The organism is Microbacterium sp. CFBP 8794 (genome assembly GCF_014841235.1).
Classification (GTDB): domain Bacteria; phylum Actinomycetota; class Actinomycetes; order Actinomycetales; family Microbacteriaceae; genus Microbacterium.
Genome location: NZ_JACYTT010000004.1, coordinates 129,403 through 141,925, shown reverse-complemented (window position 1 = coordinate 141,925; position 12,523 = coordinate 129,403). Strand labels below are relative to the sequence as shown.

Sequence of the window (12,523 nt, the reverse complement as noted above, 5' to 3'; positions counted from 1 at the left end):
TCAGTAGCGGATCGCGTCGATCACCCGCACCCGCACCGCCACCAGCGCGGGCAGCAGCCCCGCGAGGGCCCCCACGGCGGTGGCGGCGATGAGGCCGGTGATCGCGGCATCCACGGGGAACGGCGGGAAATCGCTGACCATGCCCTGTCCGATGAGATCGCGCATCGCGGGGGACTGCACGGCGATGATCGACACCGCGACCCCCACGGCGCCGGCGACCACGGTGGCGACGACGCTCTCCATCATGACCGCGAAGAACACGCGACCGGCCGTCGCACCGAAGCTGCGTCGGATGCCGATCTCGCGCACGCGCTGCTTCACCGTCACGAGCGCGATGTTCACCAGACCCAGGGCGCCGAGCAGCAGCACGAGCACCGCGATGCCGATGACCACCATCTTGGTCACGAGGAACGGATCGTCACCGTACTGCGCCCAGTCCTGACGGTTGGCGTTGACCTCGACTCCCTCGCCGAGGGAGCCCGCGAGGTCGCGCTTGATGAGGGTCGTCAGCTGGTCGGCGAGCTCCGGGGGGATCCACATCTCGTACTGCGTCTGCGGGGCTCCGCCGCCGTACGGATCGACGGCGACGGCCGACGATCCGCGCTCCCCGGTCGCGGCGTCCTGCATCGCCTGCAGTTGCCCGGCGAGCATGAACATCGAGGGCTCCACCTCGTAGTCCGCCGCCGGGGTGACGCCGACGACGACGGCGGTCACCCCGCCCGCGGGAATCCCGGATGCGGCGTTCGGCACGCCTTGACCGCCCAGAGCCACGAGGGGGTGGCTCTCGAGGGGCGGGCGTCCCATGCGGTCCCAGAAGACCTCGTTGACGATGAGCTGCGGGGCCAGCTGAGCGGCATCCGCCGACGTGAACCACTCGCCCTCGAGCATGCGCACGCGGTGCATCTCGCCGTAGGGCTGATCGACGGCCTGCGTCGCGACCTGCGCGGCACCGGTCGAGAAGGGCACGAGCTGCTGGATGCTCTGCACGCGGCTGGCGTACGACACCTGGTAGCGGTCGACGACCTCCGACCAGGCGGTGTCCATCGCCGCCGCGTCGAGGGCGGACCCGTCGGTGCGATACGCCTGGACGTACAGGGTGGCCGGCCGGCCGCTCGAGCGCTCGCTGAGCTCTTGGTTGGCCTGCTGCACGATGGCGCCGAGGGCGACCACCGTGGTGAGCGAGCAGACGGCGACGGCGACGCCGATGAGCGACAGCAGCACGCGCGTGCGGTGCACCCGCACCTCTTGCCAGGCTTCGAGCAGGGCGCCCACGAGGGCGGTCAGCGCGCGCATCAGGCGTCTTCCCGCTCGGACGCGTCACCGGATGCCGTGGCGACGGGCGGGGCGGAGGGCTCGACGCGGAGGGGCGCATCGGGCGCGAACCCCAGGTCGGCGAGGGCGTCGGCGTCGGTCGGGGCCGCCCCGTCGTCGGCGTGCGCGGCCGCAGGGTCGGCGAGGACGAGGGCCGCGGCGCCCGCACCGGGCGCCATCTCTTTGCGGTCGCGGCGCGTCAGCGGCTCGAGAGTCGGGTCGTCGACGGGGGTGAGGATGCCGCGATCGAGACGGAAGTGCCGACGGGCGCGTCGCGCGATCATCGGGTCGTGGGTGATGACGACCTGCGCGGCGCCCGTCCGGGTGGCGACGTCGTCGATGAGCTCCATCACGCTCTGCCCGGTGTCGAGGTCGAGAGCCCCGGTAGGTTCGTCCGCAAGGATGAGGCTCGGCCCGCGCACGAGCGAGCGTGCGATCGCGACGCGCTGCTGCTCTCCACCCGACAGGCGGTCGGGCATGCTGTTCAGCCGGTGCTCGAGCCCGACGAGTTCGAGCATCTCGGCGGCGATCCTCTTGCGACGCCAGAATGTGCGGCCGGTCGAGTACAGCAGCGGCATGGTCACGTTCTCGAGCGCCGTGCGGCCGGGCAGCAGGTTGAACTGCTGGAAGACGAAGCCGATCGCAGCCCCGCGCAGTCGATCGCGTCGCGCCGCCGACAGGGCGCGGACGGGCTTGTCGTCGAAGGTGATCTCGCCGCTGGTGGGCTGGTCGAGCAGACCGAGCAGGTTCAGGAGCGTCGACTTGCCTGACCCGGAGCGCCCGACGATCGACACGTGATCGCCGGGCTCGATGGTCAGATCGACGCCCGACAGGATCGTCAGGGCGGGCTGATCCTGCGGGATCACCGTGCGGGTGACCTCCCGCAGCGCGAGCAGGCTCATCCGGCCGGCGCCGGTTCGCAGAACATCGAGCCGTCGGGGTAGGTGGTGCACCCCTCGCTCCCGGCGGCGAGGGCACCGGGGGCGAACTCGAGGATCTCCTCGCCCTCGGCGAGTCCCTGGGTGATCTGCACCTGGGTGCCGTCGGTGAGACCGAGGGCGACGGCGCGTTCCTCGGTGCTGCCGTCGGCCGCACTGACCCAGACCGTGCCGCTCTGCGCCGCGCCGCGCACGGCGGTCGTGGGCACCAGCAGCACGTTCTCGGCGCGGCCGCCCGCGATGGTCATCTCGGCAGCGAGCCCCGAGAACACCGTCACCTCGCCCGGAACCCCGCAGGTCGCGGTGGTCGAGGCGCCGGAGGTGCCGGTGCCGGCCGCCGCGCCCTCGGTCCCAGACGTCGGGGACTCTCCGCCGCCGCTGCCGGCGAGCGGGGTCGTGATGCGCAGGTTGCCGCACGTGAAGGCGGCGGGACCGCCGGTGATCGTGACGGTGGCCTCGGTGGGGCGGTTGAGCAGCCGGTACTGCTGGGCCGGCTCCAGGGTGCCCGACACCGAGTAGCTCGGCGGTGCGACGTTGCCCGCGACCGCGCCGATCGTGACCTCTTGGCCCGAGATGACGCTGAGGGCGCTGAGGGTGCCGCCGGCGGGCGCCGTGACGTTCTCCCACCGGAAGATGGCCGGCTTGGGCTTGCCCTCGGCATCCACGCTGTCGGCGGGGTCGCGCTCGATCGGCACCTTGACGTCGAAGACGACGTCTCCGGCGTTGACCTGCGCCCCCTGGGCGATGAAGATCTTGTTCACCGTGCCGGCGGCAGTGGACTTCAGCGGCACGGCCGCGTCGGCCGAGACCGTCGCCTTCATGACGACGTCGTTGGTGATCGTGCCGAGGGCGGCCACCACGCGGGGCTCGACGATCGCGCCGGTCGGTTCGGCCGGGGCCGCGTCGGCGGGCCGATCCGGGAAGAACGCCAGCTTCACGAGGGCGACCGCGAGGATCGCCACGAGAATGATGCGCAGAATCGGAAAGACCCACGTGCGTGCGATCCCCATGAAACCCCCCGGATGTCGGAACCGTCGTCGACGACGCGATTTCTCTCACCCTAGGGGTGCGCCCGTTTCGTCGATGTATGGCCCCGACGGGGTGAACGACGGATGCCACGACCCCGGCCGTGCACGGACGGCGGGGTCGTGGCATCCGGTGTCGCGAGGGGATTACTCCTTCGGCGGCGAGACCACGCGGGGCTTCGACGGGTCGAGGGGAGCGCCCGTCGCCAGGCGCGAATGACGGCGCGAGTACGCGAAGTAGATCGCGAACCCGATGGCCAGCCAGATGAGGAAGCGCAGCCAGGTCTCGACCGAGAGGTTGAGCATGAGGTACGTGCAGATGAGCGCCGAGAGGATCGGGAGCACCGGGTTGAACGGCACGCGGAAGCCGCGCTTGAGGTCGGGACGGTTGCGGCGCAGCACGATGACGCCGACCGACACGAGCACGAACGCCGACAGGGTGCCGATGTTCACCATCTCTTCGAGGACGCCGATCGGAGTGAACCCGGCGACCACCGCGACGATGGCCGTGACGATGACGGAAATCACCCACGGCGTACGGAAGCGGGGGTGAACCTTCGCCAGTTTGCCGGGCAGCAGGCGGTCGCGCGACATCGCGAAGATGATGCGGGTCGCGCCGATCATCAGCGTCAGCACCACGGTGGTGAGACCCGCGACGGCTCCCGCAGCGATCACGGTGGCCATCCACGTCTGTCCGTGGAACGCGAAGGCGTTGGCCAGGGCCGCTGCCGGGTTGAGCTGGTCGTAGGGCACCATGCCGGTGACGACGATCGCGACGGCGCAGTAGAGGATCGTGCAGATCACCAGCGACGCGATGATGCCGATCGGCAGGTCGCGCTGGGGCCGCTTGGTCTCTTCGGCGGTGGTGGCGACGACGTCGAAGCCGATGTAGGCGAAGAACACCAGGGCCGCACCCGCCAAGATGCCGCCGACGCCGAACGTGGCGGGCTCCAGACCCGACAGGAACTGCAGCAGCGGCTGCGTGAGGCCCGACGCCGACTCGGTCGGGACCGACTCCGGCACGAAGGGGCTGTAGTTGGCGGGGTTGATGAACATGATGCCCGCGATGATCACGAACAGCACGATGAACAGCTTGACCGCGACCAGCACCATGTTGACGCGGAGCGACTCCTTGATGCCGAGGGTCATCAAGCCGCCCAAGACGATGACGAGCAGGATCGCGGGCAGGTCGACGACACCGCCGTACGAGAGCTCCGCCGGCAGCGTGATGCCGATCTGCTGCAGGAAGGTGCCGAGGTAGGCGCTCCAGCCCTGCGCGACGACGCTCGCTCCGAGGAACATCTCGAGGATGAGGTCCCAGCCGATGATCCAGGCGAACAGCTCGCCCAGCGAGGCGTACGAGAAGGTGTAGGCCGATCCCGAGACCGGCACCGTCGAGGCGAACTCGGCGTAGCACATGGCCGCCAGGCCGCAGGCGATCGCGGCGACGATGAAGCTGATGACCACGGCGGGGCCGGCGACGTCGTGCGCGACGCGACCGGTGAGGGTGAAGATGCCGGCGCCGATCACGACGCCCACGCCGAACACGGTGAGGTCGACCGCGGTCAGGGACTTCTTCAGCCGGAACTCGGGCTCGTCGGTATCGGCGATGGACTGCTCCACCGATTTCGTACGGAAAAGGCTCACGCGGTGCATCCTCTGTCTCGGGTGGTGCTCGGGGAGCGAACACCACCCACGGAGAGTAGTACCGTCTTCGCCGTTGCGCCTAGCGTCCCCGCGGGAACGCCGGAGGGTGTAGCACGTCGCGCGCGCGGTGAGAAATACAGGGAATGCGGGTGTAAAGTTTTTCGTATTATGGCTCTCAAGCACATCACGCACCTCGTCGACGATCTCGACGGTTCCGTCCTCGAAGAAGGACAGGGAAAGCAGATCACTTTCTCTCTCGAAGGTCGTACGTACGAAATCGACCTCTCCGACCGCAATGCCGACAAGTTCTATTCGGCGATCGCTCCTTTCGTCGACGCCGCGCGTTCGGCATCGCGAGGCGCGTCGACCACGCGTCGTGCGCGTCCGGCCCGCCGCGCGAACGACGTCGATCTGGGTGCCGTGCGTGAATGGGCGCGCGCGAACGGACACACCGTGAGCGACCGCGGTCGTGTTCCCGGGACCGTTCTCGACGCTTACACGGAAGCCCATTCCTGAATTGACCTCGGCCGGATCCGCCTCGAGGACGGCGCCGATCGCGTCGACGTCGGTCACGCAATTCGCCGTTCTCGATGCGCTTCTGGGCGGCGTCTATTCGTCGGGCATCGCCGTTCCCGACGTGCGCCTTCTCGGCGACACCGGGATCGGCTGCTGCGAAGGCCTCGGTGGTGAGGTCGTCGTTCTCGACGGACAGCTCTTCGAGTGCACGACCGACGGCCCGCCCCGGCTGATGGACGACAGTGAGGTGCTGCCGTTCGTCGACGTCTGCACCCTGGCGGATGCGGCGACCGCGAAGGTCGAGGGCCTCGACCTCGACGGGATCGGCGACGCGGTCGACGCACGACTCGCGAGCCGCAATCTGTTCCACGTCGTTCGCCTCGACGGAGTCGTCTCCCGCGTGAAGACGCGCGTCACGCGGCGGCAGGAGGCGCCTTTCCGGCCGCTCGCCGAGGTGGCGGCGGAGCAGATCGAGACCGTGACCGTCGACCGCGCCGGCTCGCTCGTGGGCTTCTGGATGCCCCGCATCTATCAGGGCATCACGGTGGCGGGTCTGCACCTGCATTTCCTCAGCGACGACCGGCTCGTCGGCGGCCACGTTCTCGAGGTGCAGCTGGATTCGGCCCGTCTTCGCGTGGCCGCGTTCGCCCGATTCACGTTGCAGTTGCCGCAGGATGCGCAATTCCTCGGTACCGAGCTGACGCACGACGACGACCATCGCATCGTGGCCGTAGAGGGCGGTCCGCTCACTTCATCGACCCGATGAAAGCGGATGATTCGGCGGGTGAATCTGCAATAGCAGACACCGGATCACCCGGGAATCCCGACTTAGGATGACGGCATGGCTAAAAAGCAGATCACCCAGTTGATCGACGATCTCGACGGCACGGTTCTCGACGACGGAGACACGGTTCGTTTCTCACTCGACGGCCGGGCGTACGAACTCGACCTTTCCGCTGAGAACGCGCAGACCCTCCGTGACGCTTTTGCGCCTTTCATCGCCGCGGGTCGTTCCGTCGGGTCGCCGTCGCCGAGTGGCCGCCGTGTTACCCGCGGACGGGCGACATCGTCACGGGATCTCGTCGACGTGCGCACCTGGGCCGCAAAGAACGGCCACGACATCAATGCGCGCGGGCGCATCTCGACGACAATTCTCGAGGCCTACGACGCCGCGCACTGACCTTTTCCGAAAAGAATCCGGATGCCGCGAGACCGCGGCATCCGGATTCTTTTTCGTTCACACCGGAGCTGCGGCGCCCGCTCCGACGGAAAGTCGTTCGGCGGCCAGACCCTCGGCGGCGGCCAGAGGGGTCACCCCGCGGGTCTCGGCCTCGTCGAAGACGCGGCGGAGGGTATCGCCGATGCCGGCGACGCGCCCCATGATCTCGTCGAGGGTGCCGCGTCGCTTGGCCACGAGGTCGAGGTAGATCACGCCGCCCGCGTTCACGACGAAGTCGGGGGCGTAGAGGATCCCGCGGCGGGACAACCGCTCCGCCCCCGCGCGCTCGGCGAGCGGGTTGTTCGCCGGACCGCACACCGCGCGCGCGTCGAGCGCGTCGATGACGTCGTCGGTGAGCACTCCACCGATGCCGGCCGGCACGAACACGTCGGCCGGAACCAGGTGCGCCTCGCCCGGCTCGACCCAGGCGGCACCGAGCTCGGCTGCCCGGGCGCGCTTGGCGGGATCGACGTCGGTGACGGTCAGGGCGGCGTGCTCCGACGCCAGGCGTTGGGCCAGTCGGCCGCCGACCTGGCCGAGGCCGGCGATCGTGATGCGGCGTCCCGCGACGTCGCCGGTGCCCACCGCACGCTCCAGGGTGGCGACGAGCGAGGCGTAGACACCCGAGCTCGTGGGGCCGGCGGGCTCGCCGGAGCCTCCGACAGAGTCGGGGAGACCCACCACGTGCGCGGTGCGCTCGCTGACGGTGAGCATGTCTTCGGTCGTGGATCCCACGTCCTCGGCGGTGCGGTACAGCCCGTCGAAGCTCTCGACGGCGTCACCCAGGTCGAGGAAGGCGGCACGGCGCCGGTCGGTGTCGAGCACCGTCCCCTCGGGAAGGCCGATCACCGACTTACCCCCGCCGGCGTCGAGACCGGCGGCCGCGTTCTTCAGCGTCATGGCGGCGGACAGGCGCAGCGCGTCGCCGACCGCGTCGGTCCACGACGGGTAGGTCCACAGTCGCGCGCCGCCGAGAGCGGAGCCGAGAACCGAGGAGTGGAGGGCGACGGCGACGAGCAGACCGCTGCGCCGCCCCGTGATCACCTCCACGCGTTCGTGCGTGAAATCGGGCAGGGGGAGGGCGTGGGTCATCGCGTTCCTTGTCGTCGACCGCCTTGTGGGCGGTACTCAGCGGGTGCCGCGGCGTTGCGGCATCCACCCTCCATTGTGACCCGGGCCCGCGGCGTGCGCGAGTGAGGCGTGCGCGAGTGCGTCGCGCAGTGGATGCCGAGAGCCCACGATCGGCGCGAGGACCCGCGAGGAGGTGCGACCCCCCGCGGACCGTGTGCTCTCGCGAGGGAGCGAGGGGGAGCACCTAGGCTGACGCCATGAACCACGCCCTTCCCGCTCGCAGCCGTCTCGTCGCCGCCTCGCTCGAGGCCGCGGGCATCGAGGGGGCGATCATCGTGCTTCCGGATGCCGCTTCCACGGCCGCGCTCGCGGCGGCGGCGCTCGACATCGAGGTGGGGGCGATCGCCAACAGCCTCGTGTTCTGGAGCGACGACGAGCCGCTGCTGGTGATGACGAGCGGCGCGCACCGCGTGGACACGACGACGCTGGCGGATCGGCTCGGGCGCGGGAGCATCCGCCGGGCGACGCCCGATCAGGTGCTCGCGGCCACGGGGCAGCCCATCGGGGGCGTCGCCCCCACCGGGCACCCGGCCCCGCTGACGACGATCGTCGACGAGGCGCTCGCGGAGTTCGCCGAGATCTGGGCGGCGGGCGGCACCCCGCACACGGTGTTCCCCCTGACGTTCGACGAGCTGGTTCGACTCACCGGCGGCACGGTGACGCGGGTCGCCTGAGAACATCGGGTCGCGCGACGTGTCGAAAGGCCGGACGACGGCGGTCGGGGGAGGCCGCCGCCGCCCGGCGGCTACGCTCCGGGCGAGGTCGTGAGCGCGGTCAGGCACACCACCGCGGCGGCGGCCGACCAGGCCTGGGGGCGGCACGCCGCGGGGTACGGCGTCGGCACCGACGAATGGGTGCGCGGGTCGCCGGAGTGCAGCTCGGGTACGCGGTAGGCGAAGCCCTCGGCCGCGTCGAGCAGCCCTCCGACGACCGCCCGCGCGTCGGCGCGGAGGCCGGCGCGCAGCATGCCGTGGGCGGCGATCGCGGTGTCGTGCACCCACACGCTGCCCCCGTGGTACGACAGCGGCCAGTAGCCCGCGGCCGCGGTCGACATCGTGCGGATGCCGTACCCGCTCGACAGGCTCTCGCCGCGGAGCAGCCCCGCGACGTGCGCCTCATCGTCGGGTGAGAGGATGCCGGTCCCCAGCAGATGCCCGATGTTGCTGGTGAGGGTGTCGACGGGCTCCTTGTCGCGGTCGAGCGCGACGGCGGGGTACCGGCCCTCGGGCGTCTCGACCCAGTAGCTCTCGGCGAACCGCGCCTTCAGATCGGCCGCCCATCCGCGCCAGAACACCGCCTCGATGGCATCCGACTCGCTCCCGAGCGTGTCGAGCAGGTCGGCACCGGCGAGAGCCGCCTCGTAGGCATAGGCCTGCACCTCGCAGAGCGCGATCGGCCCCTCGGCGAGTCGACCGTCACGCCACTGGATCGAGTCGCCGGAGTCCTTCCACCCCTGGTTCGACAGGCCCGTGCCCAGGCGGTCGATGTAGTCGAGGAAGCCGTCGCCGTCGCTGTCGCCGCTGTCGCGGATCCAGCCGAGCGCGGCGCGCAGCGTCGGGAGCAGCTCCCGCACCTCGGCGTCGGGCATGCCGGCGCGCCAGGTGTCGGCGAGGAGGCAGATCCACAGCGGCGTGGAGTCGACGCTGCCGTAGTACTTCGGCGGCAGCACGATGCCCTCGCCGGGCATCTCGAGCGCCGAGGCGCGCAGCTCGTGCAGGATCTTGCCCGGCTCCTGCGCGGTCGACGCGTCGTCGTCGGCGCCCTGCAGCCGCGCGAGCACGCGCAGCGTGGACTCCGCGATCGCTCGGTCCAGCGGCAGCGTCAGACGCGCGGCCCAGATCGAGTCGCGGCCGAAGAGCGTGAAGAACCACGGCGCTCCGGCGGCGAAGAACTCGTCGTCGGGGTGCTCGGGCAGCACGAGGCGCAGGGCGTCGAGATCGTCGAGCGCGGTGTGCAGCCACCGTCCGAGCCGCGGGTCGGTGGTCGTCTGCGCGACGGCGGCGGCATTCCACCGCGCGGGCGCCGCGGCCGAGCCGACGACGAGGGTGTCGTCGCGCAGGGTGAGGGTCCACGCGACCTCGACCGATCCGAGAGCGGGGATCTCGACGTCCCAGCGGGCGGTGAGCTCGCCGGCCCCGGATGCCACACGTGCCCCCGGCGCGATCAGCTCGAGTCCCTGCGGGCCGGCGTCGACGATCGCGCGATCGCCGGCGAGCTCGATGGCGGCGGGGCGGGGGTGCGCGTGGCCCGACTTGACCTCGTGCAGTTGCGCGAACTCGGGACGGAGCGCGAGGTGCAGGGTCGTCACGACGGGGTGTTCGACGCGCGAGCGCAGGGTCCAGGTTTCGCTGAGGTGCCCGTCGGACACCCGGCGATCGCGCAGCAGTCGCACCTTGGGATCCGGGGTCGCGTCGTCGAGCGCGCGCAGCAGACCGCCGAACACGATGCGCGATGCGCCGTCGGGAGCCGTCGAGATCCACTCGACGGGGGAGTCGTCGCAGCTCGCGGTCAGCGACCGCACGTGCCGCACATCGCCGTGGTAGACCCCGTGCACGGCGGCGGAGCCCATGTCGCCGGTCGAATCGGACCACACCTGCGTGGGAGCGCGGAGCGCGATGACGGCGTCGTTCAACAGGGGCTGCACAGGAGTCGGGGTGGCCGTCGTCCCGGACACGCGCGAGGCGGGCGAGGTGGTGGGGGCGGTGGTCATTCTTTGACGGCTCCTTCACTGGCGTTCATGATGCGGCGCTGGAAGACGAAGAACACCACGGCGACGGGGATCGTCATGATGGCCGCGGCCGCGAGTTTGAGGGGGAACTGGCTGCCCTGGCTGAGCTGACCGCTCGCGAGGGCGGCGACGCCCTTGGTGAGGGTGGTCAGCTCGGGGGACTGGGTCGAGACGACGAAATGGCTCAGCTCGTTCCACGATCCCTGGAACGACAGGATCACGATCGTGATGAGCGCGGGGCGCGCCATGGGCAGCACGACCGACCAGAAGATGCGGAAGGTGCCGGCGCCGTCGACGCGCGCCTGCTCCTCGACGGACGGGGGGATCGACTCGAAGAAGTTCTTCATGATGAACACGCCCGCGGCATCCACGAGGAGCGGGAGGATCATGCCGGCGTACGAGTCGTAGATGCCGAGTTGGTTGATCACGAGGAACTTCGGGATCAGCAGCACCACCGTGGGCACCGCCATGACCCCGACGAGTCCGGCGAACACGAGACCGCGTCCGCGGAACTGCAGGCGGGCGAGCGCGTAGCCGGCGAGGGAGTTGAAGAACACGCGGCCCAGGGTGACGAAGACGGTCACGATGGCGGAGTTGCCGAACCACACGGGGAAGTCGGAGTTCAGGAACAGGCGCTCGTACGCCGCCCACGTGAAGGGCTGCGGTGCGAGCGAGATCGGATCGGCCGCCGCCGCGGCATCCGTCTTGAACGAGGTCGCCACCTGCACCAGGAACGGATAGATGTAGATGACGGCGAGCACGATGAGCAGGACGTAGAGGCCGATCTGCCAGCGCAGGGCCTTGCCCGACAGGCGGTGCCGGCGGGGACGCCGGGGCCCCTCGATCCGCTGCTCCGCGAGGACGGTGGTCGCGGGGGATGCCGTGGCGGTCATCGCGTGCCTCCCTTGGTGCCGGTGCGTACCTCGTACTGCCGGATGCGGCGCCGCGAGACGGGACGGTCGCGCAGCACGAAGCGCTGCAGGATCGTCAGCGCGACGATGATGACGAACAGCACGAAGGCGATCGCGGCTCCCTGGCCCCACTGCTGCGACAGGAAGGCCGACGAGTAGCTGAGGTACGCGGGTGTGAGCGTCGTCTTGCCCGGGCCTCCCTGCGTGCCGGTGTAGATCTGGTCGAACACCTGCCACGTGCCGATGAGGCCCAGGGTCAGCACTGTGAACAGCACGGGCTTGAGCTGGGGGAGGGTGACGCGCCAGAACCGCTGCCATCCGGTCGCGCCGTCCATCATGGCGGCCTCCTGCACGTCGCCGCCGATGTTCTGCAGACCCGCGATGAACAGGAGCATGAAGGTTCCCGAGGTCGTGAACACGGCCATGACGATGAACGCCGACATCGCCACCGAGGGACCCGCGAGCCAGTCCCACCACGACACCCCGAGCAGGGTGTTGCCGGTGAGGAAGGCGGGGCCACTCGTGATGCCGACGGCGCCGAGAAGGTTGTGCACGACACCGGACGGGTCGCTGAACCAGTTGGGACCGTTGATGCCGAGCCACGACAGCACCTCGTTGACGGCGCCCGAGGCCGAGAAGAGGAACAGCCACAGCACGGTGATGGCCACCGAGCTCGTGACCGAGGGGAAGTAGAAGGCGGTGCGGAACAGCCCGCGACCGCGCAGGACCGCGCGGTTGACCAGCACGGCGAGGAAGAGCGAGAGCGCGGTCTGCAGGGGCACGACCAGCAGTACGTACCAGCCATTGTTGCGCAGGGCCGTTCCGAAGTCGCGTTCGGCCAGACCCCCGCCGGTGGTGACGGCGGCGTAGTTGTCGACGCCGACGAAGTTGACGTTCGACGAGAAGGGGCTGCCGCGCCCGGTCCAGTCCGAGAAGCTCACCCACAGCGCCATCAGCACGGGAACGAGCAGGAAGACGCCGAGGATGATCAGCACGGGGGCGGTGAACAGCCAGCCGGCGGCGGCCTCGCCGCGCCGGATCCCCGAGGAGGGGGACCCGGCGCGGCGGGACGCGGTGGTGAGAGCACTCATGAGGGG

General features: G+C 70.2%; 12 protein-coding genes. 4 read left to right on the top strand and 8 right to left on the bottom strand.

All coding sequences use genetic code 11. The features are described from left to right. From IFU19_RS11530 to IFU19_RS11515, 4 genes are all read right to left on the bottom strand, one after another. The gene (locus tag IFU19_RS11530) at window positions 1-1,293 is read right to left on the bottom strand and encodes an ABC transporter permease (protein WP_055838096.1); all 1,293 of its coding nucleotides are present in this window, start codon (window positions 1,291-1,293) and stop codon (window positions 1-3) included. After that, window positions 1,293-2,213 carry an ABC transporter ATP-binding protein gene (locus tag IFU19_RS11525; protein ID WP_192013916.1) on the bottom strand — a complete coding sequence of 307 codons (921 nt, stop codon included), beginning with the start codon at window positions 2,211-2,213 and terminating at the stop codon, window positions 1,293-1,295. Before IFU19_RS11525 ends, IFU19_RS11530 begins: the two co-directional genes overlap by 1 nt. Next, entirely contained in the window at window positions 2,210-3,259 is a 1,050-nt protein-coding gene (locus tag IFU19_RS11520) for an efflux RND transporter periplasmic adaptor subunit (protein WP_192013914.1), read from the bottom strand. The genes IFU19_RS11525 and IFU19_RS11520 overlap by 4 nt, the downstream gene beginning before the upstream one ends. Before the next feature lie 162 nt (window positions 3,260-3,421). After that, a complete protein-coding gene (locus IFU19_RS11515) occupies window positions 3,422-4,921 on the bottom strand; it encodes an amino acid permease (protein ID WP_055838090.1) in 1,500 nt (499 codons plus the stop codon). A gap of 21 nt (window positions 4,922-4,942) precedes the next feature. Between IFU19_RS11515 and IFU19_RS11510 the strand changes: the two genes are divergently transcribed. From IFU19_RS11510 to IFU19_RS11500, 3 genes are all read left to right on the top strand, one after another. Beyond that, window positions 4,943-5,437: a histone-like nucleoid-structuring protein Lsr2 gene (locus tag IFU19_RS11510; protein WP_342343410.1), complete on the top strand. Its 495-nt coding sequence runs from the start codon at window positions 4,943-4,945 to the stop codon at window positions 5,435-5,437. A 1-nt stretch (window position 5,438) separates the two neighbouring features. Next, the gene (locus tag IFU19_RS11505; RefSeq protein WP_199858739.1) at window positions 5,439-6,203 is read left to right on the top strand and encodes an acetolactate decarboxylase; all 765 of its coding nucleotides are present in this window, start codon (window positions 5,439-5,441) and stop codon (window positions 6,201-6,203) included. 75 nt (window positions 6,204-6,278) lie between these two features. Then, entirely contained in the window at window positions 6,279-6,617 is a 339-nt protein-coding gene (locus tag IFU19_RS11500) for a histone-like nucleoid-structuring protein Lsr2 (RefSeq protein WP_055838082.1), read from the top strand. A gap of 57 nt (window positions 6,618-6,674) precedes the next feature. On the opposite strand, the gene IFU19_RS11495 is transcribed toward IFU19_RS11500, so the two are convergent. Further along, window positions 6,675-7,748: a Glu/Leu/Phe/Val dehydrogenase family protein gene (locus IFU19_RS11495; RefSeq protein ID WP_192013910.1), complete on the bottom strand. Its 1,074-nt coding sequence runs from the start codon at window positions 7,746-7,748 to the stop codon at window positions 6,675-6,677. A 236-nt stretch (window positions 7,749-7,984) separates the two neighbouring features. Between IFU19_RS11495 and IFU19_RS11490 the strand changes: the two genes are divergently transcribed. Beyond that, window positions 7,985-8,461 carry a YbaK/EbsC family protein gene (locus IFU19_RS11490; RefSeq protein ID WP_192013908.1) on the top strand — a complete coding sequence of 159 codons (477 nt, stop codon included), beginning with the start codon at window positions 7,985-7,987 and terminating at the stop codon, window positions 8,459-8,461. A 71-nt stretch (window positions 8,462-8,532) separates the two neighbouring features. Here the strand turns inward: IFU19_RS11490 and IFU19_RS11485 are convergent, their stop codons facing one another. Genes IFU19_RS11485 through IFU19_RS11475 form a run of 3 tightly spaced genes read right to left on the bottom strand, consistent with a single transcriptional unit; the run spans window position 8,533 to window position 12,517 of the window. After that, complete coding sequence (locus tag IFU19_RS11485) at window positions 8,533-10,497, bottom strand: glycogen debranching N-terminal domain-containing protein (protein ID WP_192013906.1); 1,965 nt, start codon at window positions 10,495-10,497, stop codon at window positions 8,533-8,535. Then, window positions 10,494-11,408 carry a carbohydrate ABC transporter permease gene (locus IFU19_RS11480; RefSeq protein ID WP_055838073.1) on the bottom strand — a complete coding sequence of 305 codons (915 nt, stop codon included), beginning with the start codon at window positions 11,406-11,408 and terminating at the stop codon, window positions 10,494-10,496. The genes IFU19_RS11485 and IFU19_RS11480 overlap by 4 nt, the downstream gene beginning before the upstream one ends. Beyond that, window positions 11,405-12,517, bottom strand: coding sequence for a carbohydrate ABC transporter permease (locus IFU19_RS11475; RefSeq protein ID WP_055838070.1), 1,113 nt, complete (start codon window positions 12,515-12,517; stop codon window positions 11,405-11,407). The genes IFU19_RS11480 and IFU19_RS11475 overlap by 4 nt, the downstream gene beginning before the upstream one ends. Between the last annotated feature and the right edge of the window lie 6 nt (window positions 12,518-12,523).

Excerpts from the sequence above, each read along its gene's own strand:
- IFU19_RS11530 (WP_055838096.1), bottom strand. The coding sequence starts at position 1,293 with ATGCGCGCGCTGACCGCCCTCGTGGGCGCCCTGCTCGAAGCCTGGCAA.
- IFU19_RS11525 (WP_192013916.1), bottom strand. The coding sequence starts at position 2,213 with ATGAGCCTGCTCGCGCTGCGGGAGGTCACCCGCACGGTGATCCCGCAG.
- IFU19_RS11520 (WP_192013914.1), bottom strand. The coding sequence starts at position 3,259 with ATGGGGATCGCACGCACGTGGGTCTTTCCGATTCTGCGCATCATTCTC.
- IFU19_RS11500 (WP_055838082.1), top strand. The coding sequence starts at position 6,279 with ATGGCTAAAAAGCAGATCACCCAGTTGATCGACGATCTCGACGGCACG.
- IFU19_RS11495 (WP_192013910.1), bottom strand. The coding sequence starts at position 7,748 with ATGACCCACGCCCTCCCCCTGCCCGATTTCACGCACGAACGCGTGGAG.
- IFU19_RS11490 (WP_192013908.1), top strand. The coding sequence starts at position 7,985 with ATGAACCACGCCCTTCCCGCTCGCAGCCGTCTCGTCGCCGCCTCGCTC.
- IFU19_RS11485 (WP_192013906.1), bottom strand. The coding sequence starts at position 10,497 with ATGACCACCGCCCCCACCACCTCGCCCGCCTCGCGCGTGTCCGGGACG.
- IFU19_RS11480 (WP_055838073.1), bottom strand. The coding sequence starts at position 11,408 with ATGACCGCCACGGCATCCCCCGCGACCACCGTCCTCGCGGAGCAGCGG.
- IFU19_RS11475 (WP_055838070.1), bottom strand. The coding sequence starts at position 12,517 with ATGAGTGCTCTCACCACCGCGTCCCGCCGCGCCGGGTCCCCCTCCTCG.